The following is a 23,656-nucleotide window of genomic DNA, read 5'->3' as shown; positions in this document are numbered from 1 at the left end:
ACTTAAATAAACGATATACCGAAAAAATGTGCGAATTTTCTGGATAAACTACATGTTTTTTAGAGATAAATAGTTTAGAAGCATCTAGTTGGATTTAGATTATATTGGTTTGTAATATTAAATTTTAGTGAGTTATATAGTATATAGATAGGTTGAAATATTATACTATTAAACATAAAAAACCCAAAACAATATGTTTTGGGTTTTACAAAGTTTAGTTAACCTTATGGTAGATTTGGGGTCTATTTAATTAACTAAAACTTTTTTAGAAATTTCACCGATTTCGGTTTTTAAGCTTATAATATAACTACCAACACTAAGATTTTTTGTTTTAAGTTCTATATAATTTTTATTTGTAATTTCATCGTAACGGTATACTTCTTGTCCGAGCATATTAATAATTTTTGCTTGCTCGATTTGAAGGCTTTTAGGGTTGTTTATTACCATTGTTTCTGTATCATTTATAAAATATGTTTCTATATTTTCATGATTAACTTCTGCAATACTTAAGGATTGGTTGTTAAAAGTGATTTCAAAACGTTCTAAGTATTCTCCTGCAGGTAAATCTATTTGGAAATCACTATTTTTTAAGTTGTGATAAGTGTTTAATGTTTTATCATGAATATATACTTGTAATTCTTCAGGGAAATGTATTAGTGCATCAATATTAAAAGTATTGATACCACTTTCACTTGTTTTTATTCCTATTGGAAGCACTGTAGCTTCATCGATAACATTGGTACCTTGAATAACAAATTTTTCATTATTAATCATCCAGAACATATCTGTATTTTGTTCATCTTTATTTTCGGCATCATAACCAAAATCTATTGCATTTGTAGCTTGGTCATCTCTTGTAATTAATAATTGTCTTTTATAAGTGTTAGAAGATTCAAAGCCTAATCTAAGTTTTAATCGATTATCGGTTTCTTCATTATTATTACTACTTCTTATAAAAGTAGAAGTAACACCTTCTTTTCTAAAGGTTCTTTGGTTATTATTAAAATTAATTGTGCCGTTATTACTTCCTATAACAAAGAAACCTTGTGCTACTGGTATATATCTACCAGGTGTTTTAGTACCAGTTCCTCCAGAAAGATCTACTCCACCAGTAACATAGTCATATTGAATAGCTTGTACACCACCAGAAAGATTATATACTGCGTAACCTCCTTCATATTCTATGGTATTGTGTGTGCCACCACCAAAATGCTCCCAGTAGTATATAGCTCCTGTTGTATTTGTATTGTCTAAAATAAAACGATCCGCATCTATAGCAGAAGCATAAGGATTTCCAACTAAATAATCGTTATTGTTATTAATAGGTAGTGTTATTACGCCATTATTTGGTTTTCCTTCTACCACGTAATTTTGTTTTAAGGACAGATTATCACTTGTATCATCGACACCTTTCATTGTGAAACCTTCACCAGCAAATATAGTACCTGTACTTCTTACATGTTGCCAGTTGTAGTAATCATCTGCTAGGTTTGCGTATTTCCAAATCCAATAATCTGCAATAGAAATTGGGGTACCAGTAGCACCATTATAGCCTGAAATGAAGTTCATGTTTACAGGAGCTAATGGGTTAGATCCATCTTTAAAAATATTATTACTAAGGGTATAGCTATTGTTATTAGAAGTAGTATTACTTACACCTACTGGAGAAGACCAATAGTTGTATGTATAATAATCTTGGGTACCTTGTTGGTCTTTTTCTATAGTACCAGCACTTGTTACATTTAAATCACTGTCTTCTGTTTGAATAAGTTGCGATTCTCCTTCTAAATCAATTTTACCATCTAAATTTAAGTAATGAGATATAGTAAGCGCGTTACCAGTTTCTGTGGTATTATCTCCAGCAACAGTAAGTTCATTAGAATTAACAAATAGACCTAGTATCGATCTGTTTTCGTTATTACCGCTAGGTAGGCTAGCATTATCCATAGTAACATTATGGTTTGTAACTACAATATTCCAATCCACAGTTATTGTATTGTCAACAATAGAAGCAGTTCCAGGAATGGTTTGTACATTTCCGTTTAACCAAGTAGCATTTGTATTCCAATCTCCATTAGCATTAGATCTATATGGAAGTGGAGCAGTTTGGTGATCAACGGTATTTAAGTTTCTTAAGTATCCTTGATTACCTTTACCAGATTCGTCTTCGGTATTGGTATATGTGTAAATAGACATTGGGTAATACCCTGCTAATTGAGACCAAGGAATGGAAATAATATCATTTTTTGTAACTGTTGTTGGCATTATTTTCCCATCTACAAATGCACTATTATCAACTATTTCTTGATTCATAATATATTGTAATTGGGTTTGTGTTAACGCAGTATCCCAGATACGTACTTCATCAATATTCCCTCTAAAATGGGCTGTTGGAGTGTTTTTTCCTGCAGCACCAATATAAAAGTATTGATTGGTAGTAGTAGGAGCTGGTAAACTTTCTGTGTTATCTAAAACACCATCAATGTACATTTTAGCAGTTGTACCATCATAACTAACTGCAACTTGATGCCATTCGTTTTCTGGGATTTCAATCGAAGAACTAATACTGTTCGCTCCAGAGGCTCCCCAAGACATTTCTAATCTTCTATTGTTTAGAATTTTAAAATCGTAACCTTCCGTATAAGCTGCATCTCTTTTAGAAAGTATAGATACATTTCTAGAATCTCTATTAATCCATGCGGAAATAGTAAATGCTGAAGCATTTAGGTTTAGTTTGTCTTCCATGTCAATATAATCCACAGCACCATCAAAATAGATAGAACGTTCTACTATAACTTGAGGTGCATAACCAAAAGTGATATATTTTGTACCATCAAAATCATAGTCTGTTTCTAAGTTTGCACCATTAGCAGTCATTAATCTGTAACTTGCTGTTGGGTCAAAAACAGGACTATCTGAAATAAACATATAATAATTACCAGGAGGCGTTATGTTTCTCACTGCAGCTTGCGGTATAGATATTTTTACGGAAGGAATATCACCACCATTTTCTACAACTTTCCATATACGTTGCATACCAGTAAAAGTTACGTTTGTAGTTAATGTGCCAATACCAGCACTCATATCTACAGAAATAGTAGAAGCTGCTAAATTTAAATCGGCACCATTGTTACCCCAAACTAAAAATTCTTTATCGTTTAAGTCTGTTGAGTTATTGGTTTGGTTTAAATTATTTGTGTCATAAATATCGGTTAATCCCATAGTAAGAATACCCTGTGTTCTACCTAAACCATCGGATGCATTATTTACACTTCGGGATTGTTTTTGGTTTAAGTCGGAATCATTATCACGACCAATTCCCGCGATGTCATAATTAAAACCAACATTTTCAGATTGATCCCAAATTAAAGATCCGTTACTATCTACATAATCTTGTGTAGTACCATTAACACCTAAAGTGATTCCGTATTTTATAGCTAAATACGATTGAATTCTATTTCTTTCAACGGTTAAATCTGTATCAATTTTTCTGTTAGAATACGTAATAACCTCTGCTATTCTCGCATTTGTAGTTGCTTCCCATCCTTCACTACGACCTAACCAATATCTTGAATTATTTACATTAACAAATGAAGGAATATCATTTTGATTACTTTCAATATTATTTGCATTATAGTATAATTCTTGTTGTGTTACTGCGCTATTATTTCTTGCATTAATAATTCCAACATTAGAATACGATGTGCTTGGTCCATCGTTTACCGCATAACCATCTCCAGGAATACTAGTAGTATATGTGTCTATTGCAAAGCAAATAGATTCATTGCTTACACGACCGGTAAAGTCACCAAAACCAATACCTGTGGCATCTGTTGCATTCGTTGAAAAATCTGCATCCCCACAAAAAACATCCATAAAACCAAAGTTTCTATTTATTGGCGTATCGTCTGGAATGATTACAAGGAATATTTCTTGTGTATACATACCAGAAGCACCTTCTAAAAATTGCGTAGAAGTGTTATCATAGGAGTAATCACTATCTAAAGAAAATGTAGAAAAAGTATTATCAAACTCTACAACAGGGTTAAAGTTTATGTTTCTTGAAGTATTATCGTAGTAGGTTGGTTCTTGTCCAGCCGTATTTACAGAAGCATCTGCACCATTACCTTGATCTACCCAAAGGGCTACTGGTTGTCCATCTGTATATCCTAAGCCATCTGTACTTTTAAGCCACAGTGCTAAATCGGAATTTACTCCACCAGGAGCAGTTGCTCCAGCTCCTTGAATTGTAAACGTATATGGATCTTCATCACTATCATCATTTTCAATAGTAACTGTAGCGGTTCTCGTTCCAAGTGCGCTAGGATCGAAAGTAATTTCAAAAGTTGTACTTCCTCCAGCTGCAATAGAGGCATTAGGAGTAGCAGTAACTGTAAAATCTGCTGCATTTGCTCCACCAATAACAACGTAAGGTGCCCCACCAGTTAAATTTAAATTAAGGGATCCACTATTTTGGATAGTGAACGTATTTACTTGCGTTCCTCCAGAAACACTAGCACTTCCAAAATCGGTAGCATCTAATGGAGAAGGAGTTGTGTCTCCATCAAGAATAGTAGTTGCATTACCTTGTAGGTTTATTTCAGGCGCTATTGAGAAACCATTACCTTGAATTGTAAAAGTATATGGGTCTTCATCGCTATCATCGTTTGCTATAGTAATTATTGCAGATCTTAGTCCAGCTGCGCTAGGATTAAAAGTGATTTCAAATGTAGTACTTCCACCAGCAGAAATTGGAGTAGTAGGATTAGCATTTAGTGTAAAATCTCCAGGATGTAATCCAGAAATAGAAACATATGGAGATGCACCAGTTAAATTTAGAGCAACAGATCCTGAATTTTGAATGGTAAATGTATTGGTTTGTGTACCAAATACTACATTAACAGTTCCAAAATCGGTATCGTCGGCTGCAGCAGGTGTTGTGTCTCCGTCATTAATATTTTGACCATTACCAACAACATTGATTTCTGGTTGCGGAGTTCCAGATGCAACAATAATAGTATAATCTTCTACTTCACCATCAAATCCAGTATCACAATTTGAAGGCGCGTTGTTGTATCTTGTAGAAACTCGCATTCTAGTGTTTCCTATGGTTGCACCAATTGGTACAGTTATGGCTAATGGAGATAATGAAGTAGCTCCATTATTAGTATTGTTTGCGGTTCCTAGGTTGTATTCTTCTCCAGCATCATCAAAATCTAAATCTTGATTCCAATCTATCCAAACATACGTTTGTGTTGTGTAATTTCCATCTGTATTGGCATTAACCGTTAAATTATAGGTGTTTCCTTGATTAACTGTAGTGTTAATTGCTGTAAAATCGGAATAGTCATTATCCTCATCAGGAGTTGGATTGTTGATGGTATTAAAAACAACTAATCTTGTCCCTGTATCGTAACCATCTGAACCGTTTCCATTAGAAGTACAATATGATGGGATTTCTCCTGTACCTTGAAGGGTAAAATTAAAAGGGTTTTCGTTTGCATCGTTATTTACAATTGTAAGTATCGCAGTTCGTACTCCAACCGCAGCAGGATCAAATTCGACAGTAAAAGTAGTGCTTCCAGATGCAGCTACCGAAGAAGCTGGAGGTGAAGTAATTGTAAAATCACCGGGATTAGCCCCAGAAAATGTTAATGTACCAATAGTTAAAGGTAAGCTTCCAGGATTATTAATTGTAAATGTATGCGAAGCAGGAAAACCTAGGTTTATATTTCCAAAGTTAGTATCATCTGTAACATTTGGGGTAGCATCACCATCATTTATATTTTGACCATTACCAGTAATACTTATTTCTGGTCCCGAAGGAGCATAGCCTTCTATTAAAACATCATCAAATAAGTTATATTCATTATTATCATTGGCGGTAGATGAAAATCTAAATTGCGCATTTGCGGGCAGTGTATATGATGCGCTATCTAGTACAAAATTTAAGTTATAGCTATTTCCAAATCCAGTTTGAGTAAAATCGGTACCTCTTATATATGTGTATAGTGTTAGCCAATTAGTACCATCAAAATACAGTAAATTAAATCCTTCACCATTGTCTACTCCAGAGTTTAGTCCACAAAAAGAAAAATCAACAGAAGTATACGAAGATAGATCTAGTACCGGCGAGGTCATAAGGTTGCTACCAGTGGTATTGTCTTTACTATATATACTATAGGCACCACTACAATTCCATGAAGACCTTCCAGCATCAGAACCACCATCTGTCCAGCCTTGTAAGCCAGAATCAAAATCATAGGATGCAATTGTAGTTTGCGAATATGTAAAACTCGTTAAAAGTAAAATGCTAATACATATAGCATATCTTTTTATGTGGTTAATAAAAGTTCTCATTTGTAGGTAATTTAGATTGGGACTAATTTATGGGTGTAAACGTACAATAAACACCTATAAAATGCAAATATATTCGATGAAATACATATTAAATTTGCAAATCATTGATTTTGAGTTAAATATAAAAAGCCAAAACATTTGCGTTTTGGCTTTAATATTTGCATTTAATCGATGTTTTTATTTGATAATTTTGCGAATTACTGTTAAATTGGAAGTAATATCTTTAATTCTAACAAAATATGCTCCGTTAGATAGTTGCTCTAAATTAGATATGTTTATTATACTATTACTAGCTTGTTTGTTTTTTAAGCTAGTAATTAGTCTTCCGCTAATATCATATAAGTCTATATTGATATGGTTATTCGCTAAGCTACTTGGTAATTTAATGTTTATGCTATTGTTAAAAGGGTTTGGATAAATAGCAAGGTTTTCTAAAATATTTTCAGTTGCACTTAAAGTTCCTATAACAATATTTATGGTGTAATCTTCCACTTCTCCATAATCAAAGGAGTCGCATGGATTATTAGGAGTAGTAGCATCATCCATTAGAATTCGCATTCTAGTAGTACCAGCAGTTAAACCGTCAGGAACTGTGAATTGACCAGAAACACTAGGGTCTTGATTTGCTGCATTTTGAAAAATACGTTCGTCTGTAGTAAAATCACCATCTCTATTGTAATCAATCCAAGCAGCATAACCTTCATTATAATTAGTTCCAGTCCATTCTGGTGTAATAGTGATAGTGTATTGTGTGTCTACTTCTAAATCGGTAGGAGTATTTTGAGTAAAGTTGGAATAACCCGTGCCATCTGTACCATCTCCAGAAGTATTAGACCATGATCCAATTTGTACTTGTTTGATGTATTCATAACTGTCATCATTTCCATTTGCATCACAATATAATATTTGTGTTGTAAAAGTAATCGAAGAAGAATAGGCTGAAGGTGGGTTTGTGCCACAAATAGAAGCTATTTGTACTTCGTATTCTACTCCAACTGTTAATCCTGTAATTTCATAAGTATTTGTAGTAAGACCTGAAACTGTTGTCCAAGTTGCTCCACTTGTTTCTTTATATTGTAAGTTATAACTGTCTGCATCATCTGTCCATTCTATAGTTGCGGTTGTAGCGCCTACAGTAGAGGCTGTAATTCCAGTTGGAGCAATGTTACTTGGTACTAATAATACATCTGCTAATGTAATGGTTTGTGTATCTGCAATAGTCTTATTGGTTAAAGTAACTGATTGGTAGCAAGGTGATTCTATTAAAATATCATAAGTACCGGCTTTAATAGGTCTATAATAATCTCCATGAGAAATATCGGTAACTGTATGTGAATTATATGTATCATGACCAACAATAGTAATTGTTGCATCTATTGGGTTATTCGTATTTGCATCTAAAACTACACCTCTAAACCCATAAGTACCTTGTGTTAAGAAATCTAATAATGCATCTCTATTATAGTACCAATAATCATCTAAACTACTTTCTGCTAATTTTTTAACATCAGATAATTCAATAGTTATTTCTCTACATTGCTGGTAGTAATTCATATAATCTTGTCTTCCACCATATACTCTGTACCATTCTGCACCATGTGTAACCCCAGGACTTTGTATGTTGTAACTTGGACTTCCATCCCAATCATCATCATCAGTCATATAACTTGATTTGTAATTGTAAGGAGCTGCAGAAGTACTTCCTGAATTGGCATCTGTTTGTGCATGTGTTGCATATTCTACAGAAATATGTTCAAACCAGTTGTTATCTGCATGTGTATATTGACTTACATATGCGTTATCAAAAGGGTAATTAACTAATTCTGTTCCACCGTGAAAATTTGCAGAAATCACAAAATGATTTGCATCTGCTAAAGCCATAAAAGCTAAAGTTTCAGTTTGGTAAACTTCTCCATCATCATGAGGACCTGCTACGTTATCTGGATAATTTCTATTTAAATCAATATTATTACCATTACCTCTTCTTGCGTTTGCTACTGAAGTGTTTGTACTACTATTATGGTAAGTTCCATCTGGATTAGCACTTGGATTAATCCAAATTTCTGCATTTTCAACTAAGTTTTTTATTCTAGCATGATCTGCATGTCCAGGATTTTCATAAACAGTTAATATATAATTAATAAGAGAAAGCATCATTGGGTATCCTGCAATTTCATCCCCATGCATAGATGAGGTAAGCATTATTTTTGGTTCTTGTTCATCTGTGGATACGTTATCTGAAATTTTTACAAATAACAATTCTTTATCTCCTTGACCTGTGGTTCCAATACTTAGTTTTTCTACTAATGTAGGATAGTCATCTTCAAAATCTTGCATTTGGGTAGCGTATTCTGCATAAGTTGGATAGGAGTTTACAGGAAAGTTTAATGTTGCACGACTAGCTGTTCTTTGTGCTAAAGGTCTAACATCATATATTAAACTTTCCTCTACTTCATTTTCTTCTGTAGGAATAGTGAAAGGAATATTTTTTGCTTCAAAAGCTCTAAACTGTTTTTCATTTGCCCAAGCAATAAGTGTTTTAGTTTGCGCATTATAATTGATTATAGAAAAATCCCTAGAATACATTTCTATCTTTTTAGGGTCATTTACTTCAAAAGTAAAAGTTAATTCACCTTGCGTAGAAAGATATTTCTCTGCTTTTTGTTTTTCAGAAACTTGTGCCTTTACGGAAACGATTGTTGTTAGTATTAGTACTAAAACTAAAGTAATTTTTTTCATCAGATATGGGGTTTGATAAATTGATTTATTAATTAAGATGGCGCTAATATATATAAATTTTTAATAAATCATCTATAAAACGCAATAAAATCCGATAAAAAGCATTTTTTTTATTTTTAATAATAAAACCTGCACATTTTTGCACAGGTTTTTTTTATTAATTTTAGCTGTTATTAGTACTAAATTTGTGGGATAATTATTTAACTATAACTTTTTTAGATATTTGACCAATTTCCGTTTCTAAGTTAATAATATAAGTTCCAGTACTAAGTTTTTGTATTTTGTATTCTATATAATTCTTATTAGTAGTGTTTTTAAAACTATATATTTTTTGTCCAAGTAAGTTTATCATTGAAGTATTTTCAATCTGTAGATTTTTTGGGTTATTAATTATAATATTTTTAGTGTTATTTGAAAAGTATACTTCTAGGTTTTGCATTTCAACATCATTAATACTTAAAGATGGATTGGTGAATGTAATTTCAAAACGTTCTAAATGAAGACCAGCAGGCAATTCTATTTCATAGTTGCTAGTTTTTAAATTGTGATAAATACCAAGGGTTTTATCGTGTAGATATATTTGTAAATCTTCAGGAAAATTTACTAATGCATCAATAGTTATGGTGTTTAATCCTGCGTCTCTAAGATGTATACCAATTGGTATTATAGTGGTTTCAGTTATTTGATCTATACCTTGAATTGTGCATTTTTCACCTTCAATTATCCAGTACATGTCGTCTATTTGTAGATTGATGTTTTTAGCATCAAATCCCCAGTCATAGTTGCTAGTTGCTCTTTCGTCTTGCGTAAGAAGTAGTTGCCTATGTAGTGTGTTTACAGAGTTGAAACCGAGTCTAATTTTAACTCTATCATCTCCATTATCTGCATTAGCAGTAGGAGAGGAGTTTGCTTGATCAGTTCGTACAAATACAGAAGTACTAGTGTTTTCTTTTTGAAAAACACGTTGTCCGTTATTAAATTTTAAAGTACCATTTGCTTCACCAGTTACAAAGAAACCTTGTGCCACAGGAATATATTGACCTGGTATTTTTGTAAGAGTACCTCCAGTTGCTAGATCTGGATCATTAGTTCCTAAAGAAGCACAAGGAGTGCCGCCAGCAAGATTGTATGTCGCATAACCTCCTTGGTAATCTGCGAGGTTATGTGATCCTCCTCCCCAATGTTCCCAGAAATAAAGAGTACCTGTGGTATTTCCGTTTCCAGCAATAGAAGGTCCATTGTCTAAAATGAATTTTTCTGCATCTATTGCAGAAGCATAAGGGTTACCAACTAGATAATCATTACCAGCATTTATTGGGAGTGTAATTTCTCCGTTGTTTGGTTTTCCTTCGAATACATAGTTTTGTTCTAAGCTTACATTATTATTTGTATTTGTAACTCCTTTCATGGTAAAGCCTTCTCCCGAAAATAATGTTCCGGTATTCCGAATGTGCTGCCAAGAGGCATAATCTTGTGAGGTTCTGTTACTAAACTTCCATATCCAATAATTTGCAATACTTATAGGATTTCCGTTATTTCCATTATAACCAGAAACAAAATTCATGTTTACAGGAGTATTAGGATCTGAACCATCTTTAAAAATATTATCGTTTAAAGTGTAGCTATTATTGTTTGATGTTGAATTTCTAACGCCAACTGGAGATGACCAATAATTATATGTAAAATAATCTTGAGTACCTTGTTGGTCTTTTTCAATAAACCCTGCACTATTAATGTCTAAATCACTACCGTTTGTTTGAATTAGTTGAGACTCTCCTTGTAAATCAATTTCTCCATCTAAATTCAAATAATGTGAAATGGTAAGACCGTTTCCTGTTTTAGTTAAATTATCACCATTAAGTGTTAGTTTATTTGAATTTACCAATAAGCCAAGTAAAACTCTGTTTTCATTAGGTAAGTTCGCATTATCCATAGGAATATTATGATTTGTTACAATAATATTCCAGTCGACAGTTTTAGTGTTGTCTACTATAGAAGTTGTTCCGGGAATATTTTGAGTATTTCCGTTTAACCAAGTATTTTCAGTATTCCAGTTTCCATTTCCGGTAGAGCGATATGGAAGCGGCGCCGTTTGGGTGTTTATTGCAGCGGTTAGAGTATTGTAAAGCCTACCGTTTTGTGTTGTATTAGATGATTTATTGAATACACAATTTCCGCGAACATACGAAAACGGATAATAGGCTTTGAGGTTTGCCCATGAAAGTGTTTCAACTTCATTTTTAGAAATTGTACTAGGTATAATTACACCAGAAACCATTGCTCCATTACTTCTAATTTCTTGATTCATGATATAACGTAGTTGATTTTCTGATAATGCGATATTCCAGACACGTAATTCATCTAAACTCCCTTTATAATATTGTATAGGATTCTTCTTATTTGAAGCACCAATAACAGCTTCATAGGTATTGTTTATTGGGTTTGCAATGGTTGAAGAAGTCTTATCTTCTATGCCATCAATATAGATTTTTAATAAGTTCCCTGAATAAATTATAGCTACATGATGCCATTTGCCAACAGGAATAGTAGTGTTAGATGTTATGTTAGTAGTTAGGGTGTTTTTCCAAGACATATTTATTTTGCCATTTGCCGTTATATGTAAATCATAACCTCCATTACTAAATCTAGCATCTCTTTTTGATAGAATAGACATAGAAGTAGCGCTTGTTTGTCTGTTAACCCAAGTAGAAATAGTAAAAGTATTTCCCAAATCTAAGTTGTTTTCTAAATCTATAAATTGTGATGTACCATTAAAGGATAAATGTTGCGAAGCTTGTATTTCTTGAAGTTTTGCTAATGTAAAATATTCTGCATCTTTTAAATTTACACCAGTAAATGTAACTGTTTTAGATGTGTTGTTATAGCTTCCTGAATAATTTTTATAATTGGTTAAGTTACTGTTGTTGGACACAATTAACTCTAAATTTGCAGCTTCAGAAATATTAAATTGACTTAAATCGAAATCTAATTTTACTGTTCCAACATCGTTATTACTTTCTCGAGCTTTCCAAATTCTGTTTATTGTACTAGTAACTCTTTCTGGTACAGATGAAGCTTGTAATTGTACTGTTGCACCATTATTCCCTATTAACAAATAATCTTTGTCGTTTGAAATACTACCAGATTCATCTTCTACTGTAATTATGGAGGTGTTTTTTGTGATTTCTTCTACATGAACACTTTTAGATTTTAATTGCAATAATGCAGAACCATCATCTCTTGCTATTCCAAAAACATTATAACCAAATCCTGCATTCTCATTTCCTGACCATGCGATAGAGCTATTAGATAGGAGGTAATTGTTACTTGTACCAGAATAGCCAAAGTTTGTTATTTGATTTGGAGTATTTTCATATCTATAATATTCATCATTATACCCTAAAGTAATACCATATTTAATTGCTAAATAGGTTTCTACTTTTTGTCTTTCTGTAGCGTTTAATGCTCGGTTATATACAATTATTTCTGCGAGATCTCCTGTTAATTCATTTTCAGAGTCATTATTATTACTGTTTCTTCTAGCGCCAATAAGCACATCCATATTAGTGGTTTCTCCAGTACCAAATCCTGCATCTCCATCTGTGTGTGTGGTTAAAGGGTCTAAATATCCATTTACATATCGAAGTATTTTGTTTGTATTTGGATCATTACTTAAGTCGGTATTAATATCTATGGTAACCGATGAAATTTTTGGGTCATTTCTAGCATGCGTAATACCATAATTAATACCACTATTTGGGTCTGATTGGCTAGTTCCTTCGGTTCTTCCTAATGTGTAATGTACCACTCGATCTCTATCTCCTAACCATAGTTGGTAACTTCTAGAATCGTTGCTAGCTCTTGATAACATGGTTCCAGCTCCACTTCCATCTGTTAAAAAAGCAGCAAAAATAGTCATATCAGATCTTTTTGAAACTGTTGGCGAAGCAGGAGAAGGAGTAATATCTAAACCTGTGCCAGAAACGGAAGCTGTAGGAATTTTGTAATACCTTTTGTTTTCTCTATCAAATCTTAATGCAGGATTAAAATTTATTGCTTCATGCACATAAATAGGAGCATTAGAACCTCCTTTTGTTGCAGTAAAAGTATTTGACGAATTATCTATCCAATTTTCTACTTGTTGCCCATTTGCTGTTGCACTAGTACCCGTATTTCCTTTCATCCATAGTTGCAAGTTTTCAGGTGTATTTCCTGGCGCAACATTTACTTGTGCAAAAGATATATTTAGTACTAAAAAGGCAGCAAATAATAGTGCACGTCTAGAACGTAATAAGGTTGTTTTTTTCATGAGGTTAAGTTTTAGTTTGGGACTAAAATTTAAAAAAGGTAAACGCTTATGTTTAAAAAAATACTAAAGTAGGAGTTACCTTTTTAGTATTTGTTTGGTTAATATTTTTATCATACTATCATCCATAAATTGTACTATATATAATCCTGTAGGGTAATTAGAAAAATCTATTCTGCCTGAGTTTTTATTAAGAGTATATTTTTCAATGGTCTGTCCTATAGCATTAAAAACAATTACATTAGATATATTTTTTGAAGATTTAAAACGAATGAAATCATTGGTTGGGTTTGGGTATACAAATATTAAATGTTCCCTTTCTATATCGTCAATATTTAAAGTGCTATCTGTAATTTCAACATTTCTACTTGTACTATAATATCCATTTGGAAAAGCAGTAGATGTTGGGCCATAAGCATACGTAATCGAATATATGCCAGCAATAGAATTTGAAGCATCTATTTCTCCAGTATTAATGTTTATTGCTAAACCTGCTGTACTTGTAAATTGTCCTCCAGAAACACCATTAATAATAGGAGTAGGATCAGCATCTGTTACATCATATGTTGTATTACCGTAATTAAATACTGTAAAGTCATTATAATGAATGTCTATATAATTTAATACCACATTTGCGTAATCTATTGCAAAAGGTTCTAGTGTACTACCTACATCTCTTACCCTTCTATTTACTTCTGTCATGATACCATCAACTGTACCACCACCACCTGTTCCATCACTGGTAGCTGGTCCAGATCCATGACGTTCATTATTGTAATAAAAACCGCTAAAATAATTGCTATTGTTAGGAGCATAATCATAACAACTACCACTACCTCCATTAAAATTGCTTGGAGTCGCTCTATAGCCGTTAGTACCATTTCTTCCACAACCAGGGTAGTTTTGACCTGCATAATACGTTCCTGGAGCGTTATGAAATAAAGCTCCTAAACTATTTGCTCCTCTAACTAATTCTTCTTGTGTGTAATTATTAATATTATCTGCTACTAAATTTGTTATTGTAGACCCTGTAACTGAATTTAAATGGTTAGGAGTACTGTTTGTTAAATTAGCACGTGATATTCTGTAGCCAATCTCAATTCTAGGAGTAGTATGGCTTTGCCCATGTAAATCAATATATAAACCTTTTCCCCAATTTGTTTCAACACTATTACTTGCATCATCAATAAATTGATGCCATGCATTCCAATAAAATAAAGCATTATTCGTATCGCTCGCATTAGTGTTACTACTACAAGTAGCCTCATTTACTTCGCGATTAGGGTCTAGTTTTCGTCTATTTAAATTATTAATAATAACATGTGCATAACCTCCAGTTTGCGCAAAAATTTCATCTTGTATAGCTCTTATTAAAATTGCGGTATTATCGTCAGGTTCGTTGATACCACAACTTCTATTTGGTAAAGGACCAGAAGTAATGGTGCCTCCATGAGGAGCAGAAATGATTATGGGTAGGTTACCATGTATATATTCTATATAGTTGTTTCCACTTCCATCAAATTCTGACTGTCCAGGGTTTTGCGCGTAAACATTTGAAGAAGGATAAAAAAAGATACTATATATAATTGTAATAATTAAGTTAAGTTGTTTCATAATTTGGGCTTTATGTAATTCAAAATTGTAATTAAATGTAAATACAAAATTGAGAGGTAATTTTATCTTTTGGCTAATATAATTAAATTTTCAATAAATCATCCATGAAAAGCAAAAAAAACCGATAAAATGCATTTTTTTTAATTATTAGGTATAAAAAAAGCTCTTAAGTTAATAAGAGCTTTTATAGTAGCGAGAACGAGATTTGAACTCGTGACCTCTGGGTTATGAATCCAACGCTCTAACCAACTGAGCTACCTCGCCATAATTTGAGTTTGCAAATATAAAAACAAATATCAAGCACGCAAACAAACAAAATGAAATATTTTAAAAATAAATTTTAGAACTTTATAATTAAATGTATATATTGAACAAAATATTATTTTTTATATGGACGATAAAGTTAAATACGAATTAGAATTCCCTATACACGCATCACCACAATTATTATATCAATATATTTCTACACCTTCCGGTTTATCCGAATGGTATGCAGAAAACGTAAATTCACGCGGCGAATTTTTTAAATTTATTTGGGATGGTTCTGAAGAAGAAGCAAAACTGTTAAGTAAAAAGAGTGGAGAACGTATAAAATTTAAATGGTTAGATGATGAAGATAGTTCTACTTATTTTGAAATTAGAATTCAGGTAGACGAAATTACTAAAGATGTTTCTATAATGATTACAGATTTTGCTGATGAAGACGAAGTTGAAGAATCTAAAATGTTATGGGAAAATCAAATCTCAGATTTAAAACAAGTATTAGGTTCTGCTTAAAAAGAATACAATTATTAAACTTATATTTGTCCCGAATTTATTTTCGGGACTTTTTTTATGATAAATTTTAATGGAAATATTACTAACGAAACAGTTATTATTTCGTTTAATAATAGAGGCTTTAATTATGGAGATGCATTGTTTGAAACCATAAAATATTCACATGGTAAACTAATGTTCTTTGAAGATCATTATTTTAGGTTAATGGCTTCAATGCGTATTATGCGTATGGAAATTCCTATGCATTTTACTATGGAGTTTTTAGAAGAACAAATTTTAGAAACTTTAAAAGCAAATCATTTAGCTACTGCATCTGCAAGAATTAAGTTTATGGTAAATCGAGTTGTTGGGGGCTTATATTTGCCAAAACATAACGAGGTGGATTATGTTATTAGCACTGCAGCAGTTGAAAATGATTTTTATCTTATAAATCAGGAAAAATATGAGGTGGATTTATTTAAAGATTATTATGTGTCACCTAGTTTATTATCTACCTTAAAAACAAATAATAAAGCACTGCATGTAGTAGGGAGTATTTATGCAAAAGAAAACACTTTAGATAATTGTTTATTATTAAACACCAACAAGAATGTTATTGAAGCATTAAATGGAAACCTGTTTTTAGTAAAAGGGAGAACTATTAAAACACCTCCATTGGCAGATGGTTGCTTAAAAGGGGTTATGCGTAAACAAATAATGGATATAATAGCATTAATGCCTGAGTTAACTTTAGAAGAAGTTTCTATTTCTCCTTTTGAATTGCAAAAAGCAGATGAATTATTTATTACCAACGTAATTACTGGAATACAGTCTATAACAAAATACAGAAAAAAAGAATTTAAGAATATACTAGCTCAAGATTTAGTGAAAAAACTAAATGTAAAAATAAGATTATCTAATTAAGGCTAGGGTTTTCTGGTGCATTAGACCAAATACTATATTCACCACCAAGTTCTACCATTTTTTCTTTCCAGAAAGCTTCACAGTTTTTTTCTATAATTTCTTTTTTATATATATTTTCTGTTACTACCCAAGAATTAGATTTTAATTCTTCTTTGAGCTGGTTTGCTTCCCAACCAGAATATCCTAAAAAGAAACGAATATGTTTTTCATTTAATTTTTTCTCTGCAATAAGTTCTGCAACTTTATTAAAGTCACCTCCCCAAAAAATACCCAAAGAAATCTCAATACTATTCGGTATTAATTCTGGTACTTTATGAATAAAATATAAATTATCCTGTTCTACAGGACCACCATTATATACTTTAAACTCGGCTTCAATTTCTGGAATAAGATCATGTATAGTATATTCTAGAGGCTTGTTTAAAATAAAACCAATAGAACCCTCTTTATTGTGATCTGCTAGCAATACAATGGATCTATTAAAGGACATGTCTCCAATAATAGAAGGCTCTGCTATGAGTAAATTGCCTTTTTTTGGTTTGGTTGAAATCATAAAGATTTATTTTGGCTAATTAAATCTAGTAAAATTTTATTAATAAACCAATATTTATTAGGCTTAAGATAAAAAAAAAGCCTTCTTAAGTAAGAAGGCTTTTATAATATTCTAAAAAAGAATTAGTTTACAGCGCTAGATAAATCTGAACCTGCTTTAAACTTAACAACGTTTTTAGCTTTAATTTTTATTGTAGCTCCTGTTTGAGGGTTTCTTCCGTCTCTTGCAGCTCTTTTTGAAACTGACCAAGAACCAAATCCTACTAAAGAAACTCTATTTCCTTTTTGTAAAGCACCTTCAATTTCTATTAACGCACATTCTAAAGCTTTCTTAGAAGCTGCTTTAGTAATTCCTGCGTGTTCTGCCATTGCGTCGATTAAATCTGTTTTGTTCATAATTTTATTTTTAATTATTAATAAATTGTTGGTTAAACATTATTGTTATATCCTCTACAAAATTATACGGAAATTCAAATCACGCAAGTAATAGCAAGGGAAATACGCTATTTTGTTAATAACTTATACCTTTTGTTAATAAAGCTAGCAGATTTTAGCTAATTTTTAACAAGTCAATAAGCATAAGGCTTTACAGCATTTTTGCGTTTGTATCCAATTTATAACCGTTTAAAAGTGATTTTGCTTCCATTTTTCGTTTACCTGGAAGCTTAATTTCTTTAATAATTAAGTAACCTTCTTGAACAGAAACCTTTATCTCTTTCTTAGTCGTTATTACTGTTCCTATTTCTAAATCATGTGTTTCTAGTTCTTTTTCGGCAGCATAAATTTTAATATCTAATCTTTCTTCATTATTTTCTAAAATACACCACGCTGCAGGATATGGACTTAATCCTCTTACTTTATTGTATATATTATCTAAAGATGCATTAAAATCAATCTTGCAATTGTCTTTGTTTAGTTTGTAAGCCGTTTTTATTTCGGCATGTTCTAGTTGTGGAGTCGTTTCTACATCTCCTTTAGCAATTAGAGATACTGTTTTTATAACTAAATCGCTTCCTAAGCACATTAATTTATCATGAAGACTTCCTGCATTTTCGTTTTCGCCAATACTAATTTCTTCTTGTAAAATCATAGCACCAGTATCAATTTTTTCATCTATAAAGAAAGTAGATATTCCTGTTTTTGTTTCCCCATTTATAATGGCCCAATTAATTGGAGCAGCACCACGATAATTTGGTAATAAGGAAGCGTGTAGGTTAAAAGTACCATATTCTGGCATTTGCCAAACCACTTTTGGTAACATTCTAAATGCAACAACAATTTGTAAGTTTGCATGTAAACTCGCTAATTCTTCGGTAAAAGATTCTGCTTTTAAATTGGTTGGTTGCATAATATGTAAATCTTGAGATTTTGCATATTGCTTTACAGCAGATTCGTTAAGTTTTCTCCCACGACCAGCTGGTTTGTCTGGAGCTGTAATAACACCAACAATGTTATATTTGTTTTCTACTAAAGTTTGTAAAGTGGCAACTGCAAAGTCTGGCGTTCCCATAAATATTATTCTTAAATTTCTCATTATATATGTGCTAATTTGTAGGTGTTTGTTTTTGTAATGGTGATAATATGATGTTCTAAAAGTAATTGGATCATTTCATTGATAGCTTTTTCAGAAAAGGGTAACTCTTTTAATATTGCTCTAGAGGATAAATCGCCATTTTCGAGCAAGCTAATAATAGCGTTTTTTAATAGTTTTATATCTTTAACTCCAGTATTATTTTTGGTAATACAAACTGAGCAAATTCCGCAAGACTGTATGTCTTTTTCACCAAAATAGGAGAGTAGTTGTATACTTTTGCATATGTCTTCGTTTTTAACATAATTTAAAATAGAAGCTACTTGTTGTTGTTTTAAGGCATTTTGTTGCTTTAATATAGAAGCAATCACATTAATTGTTTTATCGTCTTCTCGAGGCTCTATGAATGTGATTTCTGCATCTGTTTTAGAATCGCTTAATGTAATTATTTCATCTTTTTCGAGTTGCTTCAATACTTTAATAACAATATTTTCTTTAACCGAAGCTTTATCTGCAATTAATGTTGTGTTTAATTTTATTTCCTGGTCAAAAATTCCACCATAGGTTCTTAGTATTGATTTTACAACGACACTTAAGTGGTTATTATTTTTTAAATAGGAAAATAAACTAGTATTACTAATAGTAAATTGTACAAGCGTTTGCCTGTTGAATTGTTTGGATAAACTAATAACACTACTTCTGTCTAAAAATTGAAGCGCATTATAACTTAAAATAGTATTGAATTTATACGTTTTGCAAAAATGGTTAAAATTAAATTGATGCGTTGTGTCTACACCTTCACCATATGATATTTGAAAGTAGCTACATAATTTTCGGTATACTTGTTTTACAAAATCTACTGTAGGTAATGCGTCTAAAAATTGCTTTTTAACTAATGCTTCATCGCTATTGTTTTTTAAAATAACAGCAAATGCTTTTTTTCCATTTCTTCCAGCACGACCGGCTTCTTGAAAATAGCTTTCTATACTCTCTGGAAGGTTAAGATGAATAACTGTTTTTACATCTGGTTTGTCAATTCCCATCCCAAAGGCATTAGTAGCAACCATTACTTGTTTTTTATTGTTTAACCAATTATTTAGATTTGTGTCTTTTTCGGCATTACTAAGTCCACCATGATAATAAGTAGCACTAATATTTTGTTTAGTTAAAAGACTAGAAATGTCTAGAGTAGCTTTTCTATTTCTCACATAAATTATAGAAGGTGCATTTTGTTTTTTTAAAATGCTTTCCATTTTGTAAAATTTATCATTTTCATGAAAAACCATATAAGCTAGATTGGTTCTTGCAAAAGATTGTTTAAATATTTTGGGATTAATAAAATCGAGTTCTTTAACAATATCTTCAACTACATTGGGTGTTGCAGAAGCTGTAAGTGCAATACAATTCGCGTTTGGTTTAAGTTGCCTAAGTAATTCGATATTTTTATAAGAAGGTCTAAAATCATTTCCCCATTGCGAGATACAATGTGCTTCGTCTACAGCAATTAGATTTACATGCATTTGTCGTATTCTATCTTGAACCAATTCTTGTTGTAAACGTTCTGGCGAAAGATAAAGAAACTTATAATTACCATAAATGCAATTGTCTAAAAGTGCATCTAATTCTTTATAATGTATTCCGCTAGTAAGCGCAATAGCTTTAATCCCTTTGTCTGTTAAAGCTTGTACTTGATTTTTCATTAAAGCAACCAAAGGAGAAATTACAATACATATACCGTCTTTAGCAAGAGCGGGAATTTGAAAACATAAAGATTTTCCTCCTCCAGTAGGCATAAGTGCCATAACATCTTCTCCTGCTATTACCGCATTAATAATGTCTTCTTGAAAAGGCCGGAAACTAGTAAAGTTCCAGTAGCGTTCTAATATGTTTATAGCATTTTGCATTATAATGCTTTAACCACATTTAAAATAAAGTCTGTTCTACTTTCAATAGCACCAAAAGGCACATCTAGTAAACTGTAATTGTATGTTTTGTAGGTGTTTAATAAGTGTTTGTGTATTTCTATAGCTTGCTCAAAATTTTCGTAACGTTCGCTATCGCTACTAAATATTTCTTGCCAAGGCGCTAAAATAAAAACATGATCGTATAGGTTTTCTTTACAGGCATCTTCAAACTCTTTAGGATAATCGTCTCCTATAAAATCCATATAAGCCAAAACGTCAGGAATACCTCTATCTAAAAAAACAAAATCATTAGTTAATGCATCTGCATCCACAAATTGTTGTTTTCTTCCTTTTAAAAGCAGTTCGCTAAATAGAAGTGGTTCTGTTAGAAAGAGCTGTTCTATACCATCTTCGCGAGCTTTTAAGGTAATCTGTCTCGATATTTCTTCCATACAATGATAACCACGTTTAGTAAGTTCATTAATTATAGAAGTTTTTCCTGTTCCTGGTCCTCCAGTAATAACAATTTTTTTAGTATTCAAATTTGGCAAGGTTTTGGGTGTAAAAATCGGAATTTAAATTATAAATAAAAAATGTAAAGGAAACTGTATCTTTGCAACTTACTATTTAAACATGAGCGAAAAACAAAATCCAGAAGAGTTTTATACCAAATTAAAGGCCCAACTGTACGACACAGCAACTTGGCCATCTAAGTATTTATATAAATTTATAGTAAAATCTGATTTACATAAAATTGCAGAAATTGAAGCTTTATTTAACAATATTGGGGCTGTTATTAATACAATTGAGTCAAAAAACGGAAAATACACCAGTGTTTCTATACATGTGTTAATGCAAGATCCAGAAGCTGTAATTGCAAAATATAAAGAAGTTGCAGAAAATGTAGAAGGAGTTATTAGCCTTTAAATATTTTTTGTACTTTGCACAAGCATAATAACTACGTGCAATTAATATAACTCTACACTTAAATTTTGATAGATATTTTAGAATACAACACAGAGCGTGAGCATTTAATTATTCCTGAGTATGGAAGACATATGCAGAAAATGATTAATCATGCTAAAACTCGAGAAACCAAAGAAGAACGTAATAAATTAGCAAAAGCGATTATTGCGGTAATGGGAAACATGCAGCCGCATTTAAGAGACGTACCAGATTTTCAACATAAACTTTGGGATCAGCTTTTTATTATGGCAGATTTTGAATTGGATGTAGATTCTCCATACCCTAAACCGTCTCGAGAAGAATTATACGCAAGACCAGAAACATTAAAATACCCACAAAATTTTCCAAAATACAGGTTTTATGGTAATAACATAAAAACGATGATTGATGTTGCTAATACTTGGGAAGAAGGAGAGATGAAAGAAGCATTAGTATATACTATTGCAAATCACATGAAAAAGTGTTTTTTAAATTGGAATAAAGATACCGTAGAAGATGATGTGATCTTTAATCATTTATTCGAATTGTCGGATGGTAAAATTAATTTAAAAGGTTCTGATGAAGATTTATCAGACGCTACCAGTTTAATGCGAAGTAAAAAGAAATACACCAATTCTAATACTAAGAAAACGCATTATAAAAAGAATAACAACCAAAATCGAAATAGAAAACGCTACTAGTATTTCATGGGAACATTTAAAATTGAAGGAGGTCACCAATTAAAAGGTAAAATACAACCTCAAGGAGCAAAAAACGAAGCCTTACAAATTTTATGTGCTGTTTTATTAACGCCAGAATTGGTAACTATAAATAATATTCCAGATATTGTAGATGTCAATAAACTGATAGAATTACTAGGAAAACTAGGAGTAAAGGTTGCTAAAATAGGAAAAGGTTCTTATACTTTTCAAGCAGATGAAGTAAACCTAAATTATTTAGAGTCGGAACAATTTAAAATAGATGGTCGCGGATTAAGAGGTTCTATCATGATTGTTGGACCATTATTAGCGCGTTTTGGAAAAGGATATATCCCGAAACCAGGAGGAGATAAAATTGGGAGACGTAGACTAGATACACACTTTGAAGGTTTTATTAATCTTGGCGCAAAATTTAGATACAATCGCGAAGATCACTTTTATGGTGTAGAAGCAGACAAGCTAAAAGGAACTTATATGTTGCTAGATGAAGCTTCTGTTACTGGAACCGCAAATATAGTTATGGCTGCTGTTTTAGCAGAAGGAACAACCACCATTTATAACGCAGCTTGTGAACCTTATTTGCAACAGCTTTGTAAAATGTTGAATAGAATGGGAGCAAAAATTTCTGGTGTTGGTTCTAATATGTTGACCATTGAAGGTGTTGAGACATTGGGAGGAACAGAACATAGAATGCTTCCAGATATGATTGAAATAGGTAGTTGGATTGGTCTAGCTGCTATGACTAAAAGTGAACTTACTATTACCAATGTGAGTTGGGATGATTTAGGACAAATTCCAGATGTTTTTAGAAAAATAGGGATTACTATTGAAAGACAAGGAGATGATATTTACATTCCAGCACATAAAGATGGTTATGAAATACAGAATTATATCGATGGTTCTATTTTAACTATTGCTGATGCGCCTTGGCCAGGATTTACTCCAGATTTATTGAGTATTGTTTTAACCGTACTTACTCAAGCAAGAGGATCTGCTTTAGTACATCAAAAAATGTTTGAATCTCGTTTGTTTTTTGTCGATAAATTGATAGATATGGGAGCAAAAATTATTCTTTGTGATCCACATCGAGCAACCGTTATTGGTCATGATTTTAATTCTACTTTAAAAGCAACAACCATGACTTCTCCAGATATTAGAGCAGGAGTTTCTTTGTTAATTGCAGCTTTATCTGCAAAAGGAACCTCTACTATTCATAATATTGAGCAAATTGATAGAGGGTATGAAAATATTGATGAACGTCTTCGTGCTATTGGCGCAAAGATTGAACGTGTTGAAGGAAACTAAA

Annotated in this window: 14 protein-coding genes and 1 tRNA gene; 5 read left to right on the top strand and 10 right to left on the bottom strand. The window is 32.0% G+C overall.

Annotation, left to right across the window (positions count from 1 at the left end):
• Positions 1-246: 246 nt before the first annotated feature.
• The 5 genes from ACVC3Y_RS12245 to ACVC3Y_RS12225 all read right to left on the bottom strand — a co-directional run bounded on the left by ACVC3Y_RS12245 (position 247) and on the right by ACVC3Y_RS12225 (position 15,283).
• On the bottom strand, positions 247-6,360 hold the full coding sequence (locus ACVC3Y_RS12245; RefSeq protein WP_452227048.1) for a choice-of-anchor D domain-containing protein: 6,114 nt from the start codon (positions 6,358-6,360) through the stop codon (positions 247-249).
• A 177-nt stretch (positions 6,361-6,537) separates the two neighbouring features.
• Positions 6,538-9,099 (bottom strand): M14 family zinc carboxypeptidase, encoded by a 2,562-nt coding sequence (locus ACVC3Y_RS12240; protein ID WP_452227047.1) that lies wholly within the window; start codon positions 9,097-9,099, stop codon positions 6,538-6,540.
• Positions 9,100-9,295: 196 nt separating this feature from the next.
• Positions 9,296-13,408, bottom strand: coding sequence for a LamG-like jellyroll fold domain-containing protein (locus ACVC3Y_RS12235; RefSeq protein WP_452227046.1), 4,113 nt, complete (start codon positions 13,406-13,408; stop codon positions 9,296-9,298).
• A 75-nt stretch (positions 13,409-13,483) separates the two neighbouring features.
• A complete protein-coding gene (locus ACVC3Y_RS12230; protein ID WP_452227045.1) occupies positions 13,484-15,019 on the bottom strand; it encodes a T9SS type A sorting domain-containing protein in 1,536 nt (511 codons plus the stop codon).
• Positions 15,020-15,209: 190 nt separating this feature from the next.
• A tRNA-Met gene (locus ACVC3Y_RS12225) sits at positions 15,210-15,283 on the bottom strand.
• 126 nt (positions 15,284-15,409) lie between these two features.
• Here ACVC3Y_RS12225 and ACVC3Y_RS12220 point away from each other — a divergent pair.
• Both ACVC3Y_RS12220 and ACVC3Y_RS12215 read left to right on the top strand, forming a co-directional pair.
• Positions 15,410-15,796, top strand: coding sequence for an START-like domain-containing protein (locus ACVC3Y_RS12220; RefSeq protein ID WP_055442267.1), 387 nt, complete (start codon positions 15,410-15,412; stop codon positions 15,794-15,796).
• A 57-nt stretch (positions 15,797-15,853) separates the two neighbouring features.
• Positions 15,854-16,699: an aminotransferase class IV gene (locus ACVC3Y_RS12215; RefSeq protein ID WP_303423871.1), complete on the top strand. Its 846-nt coding sequence runs from the start codon at positions 15,854-15,856 to the stop codon at positions 16,697-16,699.
• On the opposite strand, the gene ACVC3Y_RS12210 is transcribed toward ACVC3Y_RS12215, so the two are convergent.
• From ACVC3Y_RS12210 to ACVC3Y_RS12190, 5 genes are all read right to left on the bottom strand, one after another.
• The gene (locus ACVC3Y_RS12210) at positions 16,692-17,252 is read right to left on the bottom strand and encodes a YqgE/AlgH family protein (RefSeq protein WP_303423870.1); all 561 of its coding nucleotides are present in this window, start codon (positions 17,250-17,252) and stop codon (positions 16,692-16,694) included. The genes ACVC3Y_RS12215 and ACVC3Y_RS12210 overlap by 8 nt on opposite strands.
• A 122-nt stretch (positions 17,253-17,374) precedes the next feature.
• Complete coding sequence (locus ACVC3Y_RS12205; protein WP_303424035.1) at positions 17,375-17,650, bottom strand: HU family DNA-binding protein; 276 nt, start codon at positions 17,648-17,650, stop codon at positions 17,375-17,377.
• A 187-nt stretch (positions 17,651-17,837) separates the two neighbouring features.
• On the bottom strand, positions 17,838-18,785 hold the full coding sequence (gene fmt, locus ACVC3Y_RS12200; protein WP_452227044.1) for a methionyl-tRNA formyltransferase: 948 nt from the start codon (positions 18,783-18,785) through the stop codon (positions 17,838-17,840).
• The gene (locus ACVC3Y_RS12195) at positions 18,785-20,686 is read right to left on the bottom strand and encodes a RecQ family ATP-dependent DNA helicase (RefSeq protein WP_303423868.1); all 1,902 of its coding nucleotides are present in this window, start codon (positions 20,684-20,686) and stop codon (positions 18,785-18,787) included. The genes fmt and ACVC3Y_RS12195 overlap by 1 nt, the downstream gene beginning before the upstream one ends.
• A complete protein-coding gene (locus tag ACVC3Y_RS12190) occupies positions 20,686-21,228 on the bottom strand; it encodes an ATP-binding protein (RefSeq protein WP_303423867.1) in 543 nt (180 codons plus the stop codon). Before ACVC3Y_RS12190 ends, ACVC3Y_RS12195 begins: the two co-directional genes overlap by 1 nt.
• 91 nt (positions 21,229-21,319) lie before the next feature.
• On the opposite strand from ACVC3Y_RS12190, the gene ACVC3Y_RS12185 reads away from it, so the two are divergent.
• The 3 genes from ACVC3Y_RS12185 (at position 21,320) to murA (ending at position 23,655) form a co-directional block, all read left to right on the top strand.
• The gene (locus tag ACVC3Y_RS12185; protein WP_303423866.1) at positions 21,320-21,613 is read left to right on the top strand and encodes a DUF493 family protein; all 294 of its coding nucleotides are present in this window, start codon (positions 21,320-21,322) and stop codon (positions 21,611-21,613) included.
• Positions 21,614-21,678: 65 nt separating this feature from the next.
• Entirely contained in the window at positions 21,679-22,332 is a 654-nt protein-coding gene (locus ACVC3Y_RS12180; RefSeq protein ID WP_303423865.1) for a DUF4290 domain-containing protein, read from the top strand.
• A 6-nt stretch (positions 22,333-22,338) separates the two neighbouring features.
• Positions 22,339-23,655 (top strand): UDP-N-acetylglucosamine 1-carboxyvinyltransferase, encoded by a 1,317-nt coding sequence (gene murA, locus ACVC3Y_RS12175; RefSeq protein ID WP_452227043.1) that lies wholly within the window; start codon positions 22,339-22,341, stop codon positions 23,653-23,655.
• The last annotated feature ends 1 nt before the right edge of the window (position 23,656 follow it).

This window comes from Lacinutrix cladophorae, assembly GCF_053604645.1.
Note: the sequence above shows the minus strand (reverse complement) of the source record. Positions and strands in the feature narration are given on the sequence as shown.

What these genes read in the sequence shown, in the direction of transcription:
- ACVC3Y_RS12195 (WP_303423868.1), bottom strand. Translation starts at nt 20,686, where the DNA reads ATGCAAAATGCTATAAACATATTAGAACGCTACTGGAACTTTACTAGT.
- ACVC3Y_RS12245 (WP_452227048.1), bottom strand. Translation starts at nt 6,360, where the DNA reads ATGAGAACTTTTATTAACCACATAAAAAGATATGCTATATGTATTAGC.
- ACVC3Y_RS12220 (WP_055442267.1), top strand. Translation starts at nt 15,410, where the DNA reads ATGGACGATAAAGTTAAATACGAATTAGAATTCCCTATACACGCATCA.
- ACVC3Y_RS12235 (WP_452227046.1), bottom strand. Translation starts at nt 13,408, where the DNA reads ATGAAAAAAACAACCTTATTACGTTCTAGACGTGCACTATTATTTGCT.
- ACVC3Y_RS12215 (WP_303423871.1), top strand. Translation starts at nt 15,854, where the DNA reads ATGATAAATTTTAATGGAAATATTACTAACGAAACAGTTATTATTTCG.
- ACVC3Y_RS12240 (WP_452227047.1), bottom strand. Translation starts at nt 9,099, where the DNA reads ATGAAAAAAATTACTTTAGTTTTAGTACTAATACTAACAACAATCGTT.
- ACVC3Y_RS12210 (WP_303423870.1), bottom strand. Translation starts at nt 17,252, where the DNA reads ATGATTTCAACCAAACCAAAAAAAGGCAATTTACTCATAGCAGAGCCT.
- fmt (WP_452227044.1), bottom strand. Translation starts at nt 18,785, where the DNA reads ATGAGAAATTTAAGAATAATATTTATGGGAACGCCAGACTTTGCAGTT.
- ACVC3Y_RS12230 (WP_452227045.1), bottom strand. Translation starts at nt 15,019, where the DNA reads ATGAAACAACTTAACTTAATTATTACAATTATATATAGTATCTTTTTT.
- murA (WP_452227043.1), top strand. Translation starts at nt 22,339, where the DNA reads ATGGGAACATTTAAAATTGAAGGAGGTCACCAATTAAAAGGTAAAATA.
- ACVC3Y_RS12185 (WP_303423866.1), top strand. Translation starts at nt 21,320, where the DNA reads ATGAGCGAAAAACAAAATCCAGAAGAGTTTTATACCAAATTAAAGGCC.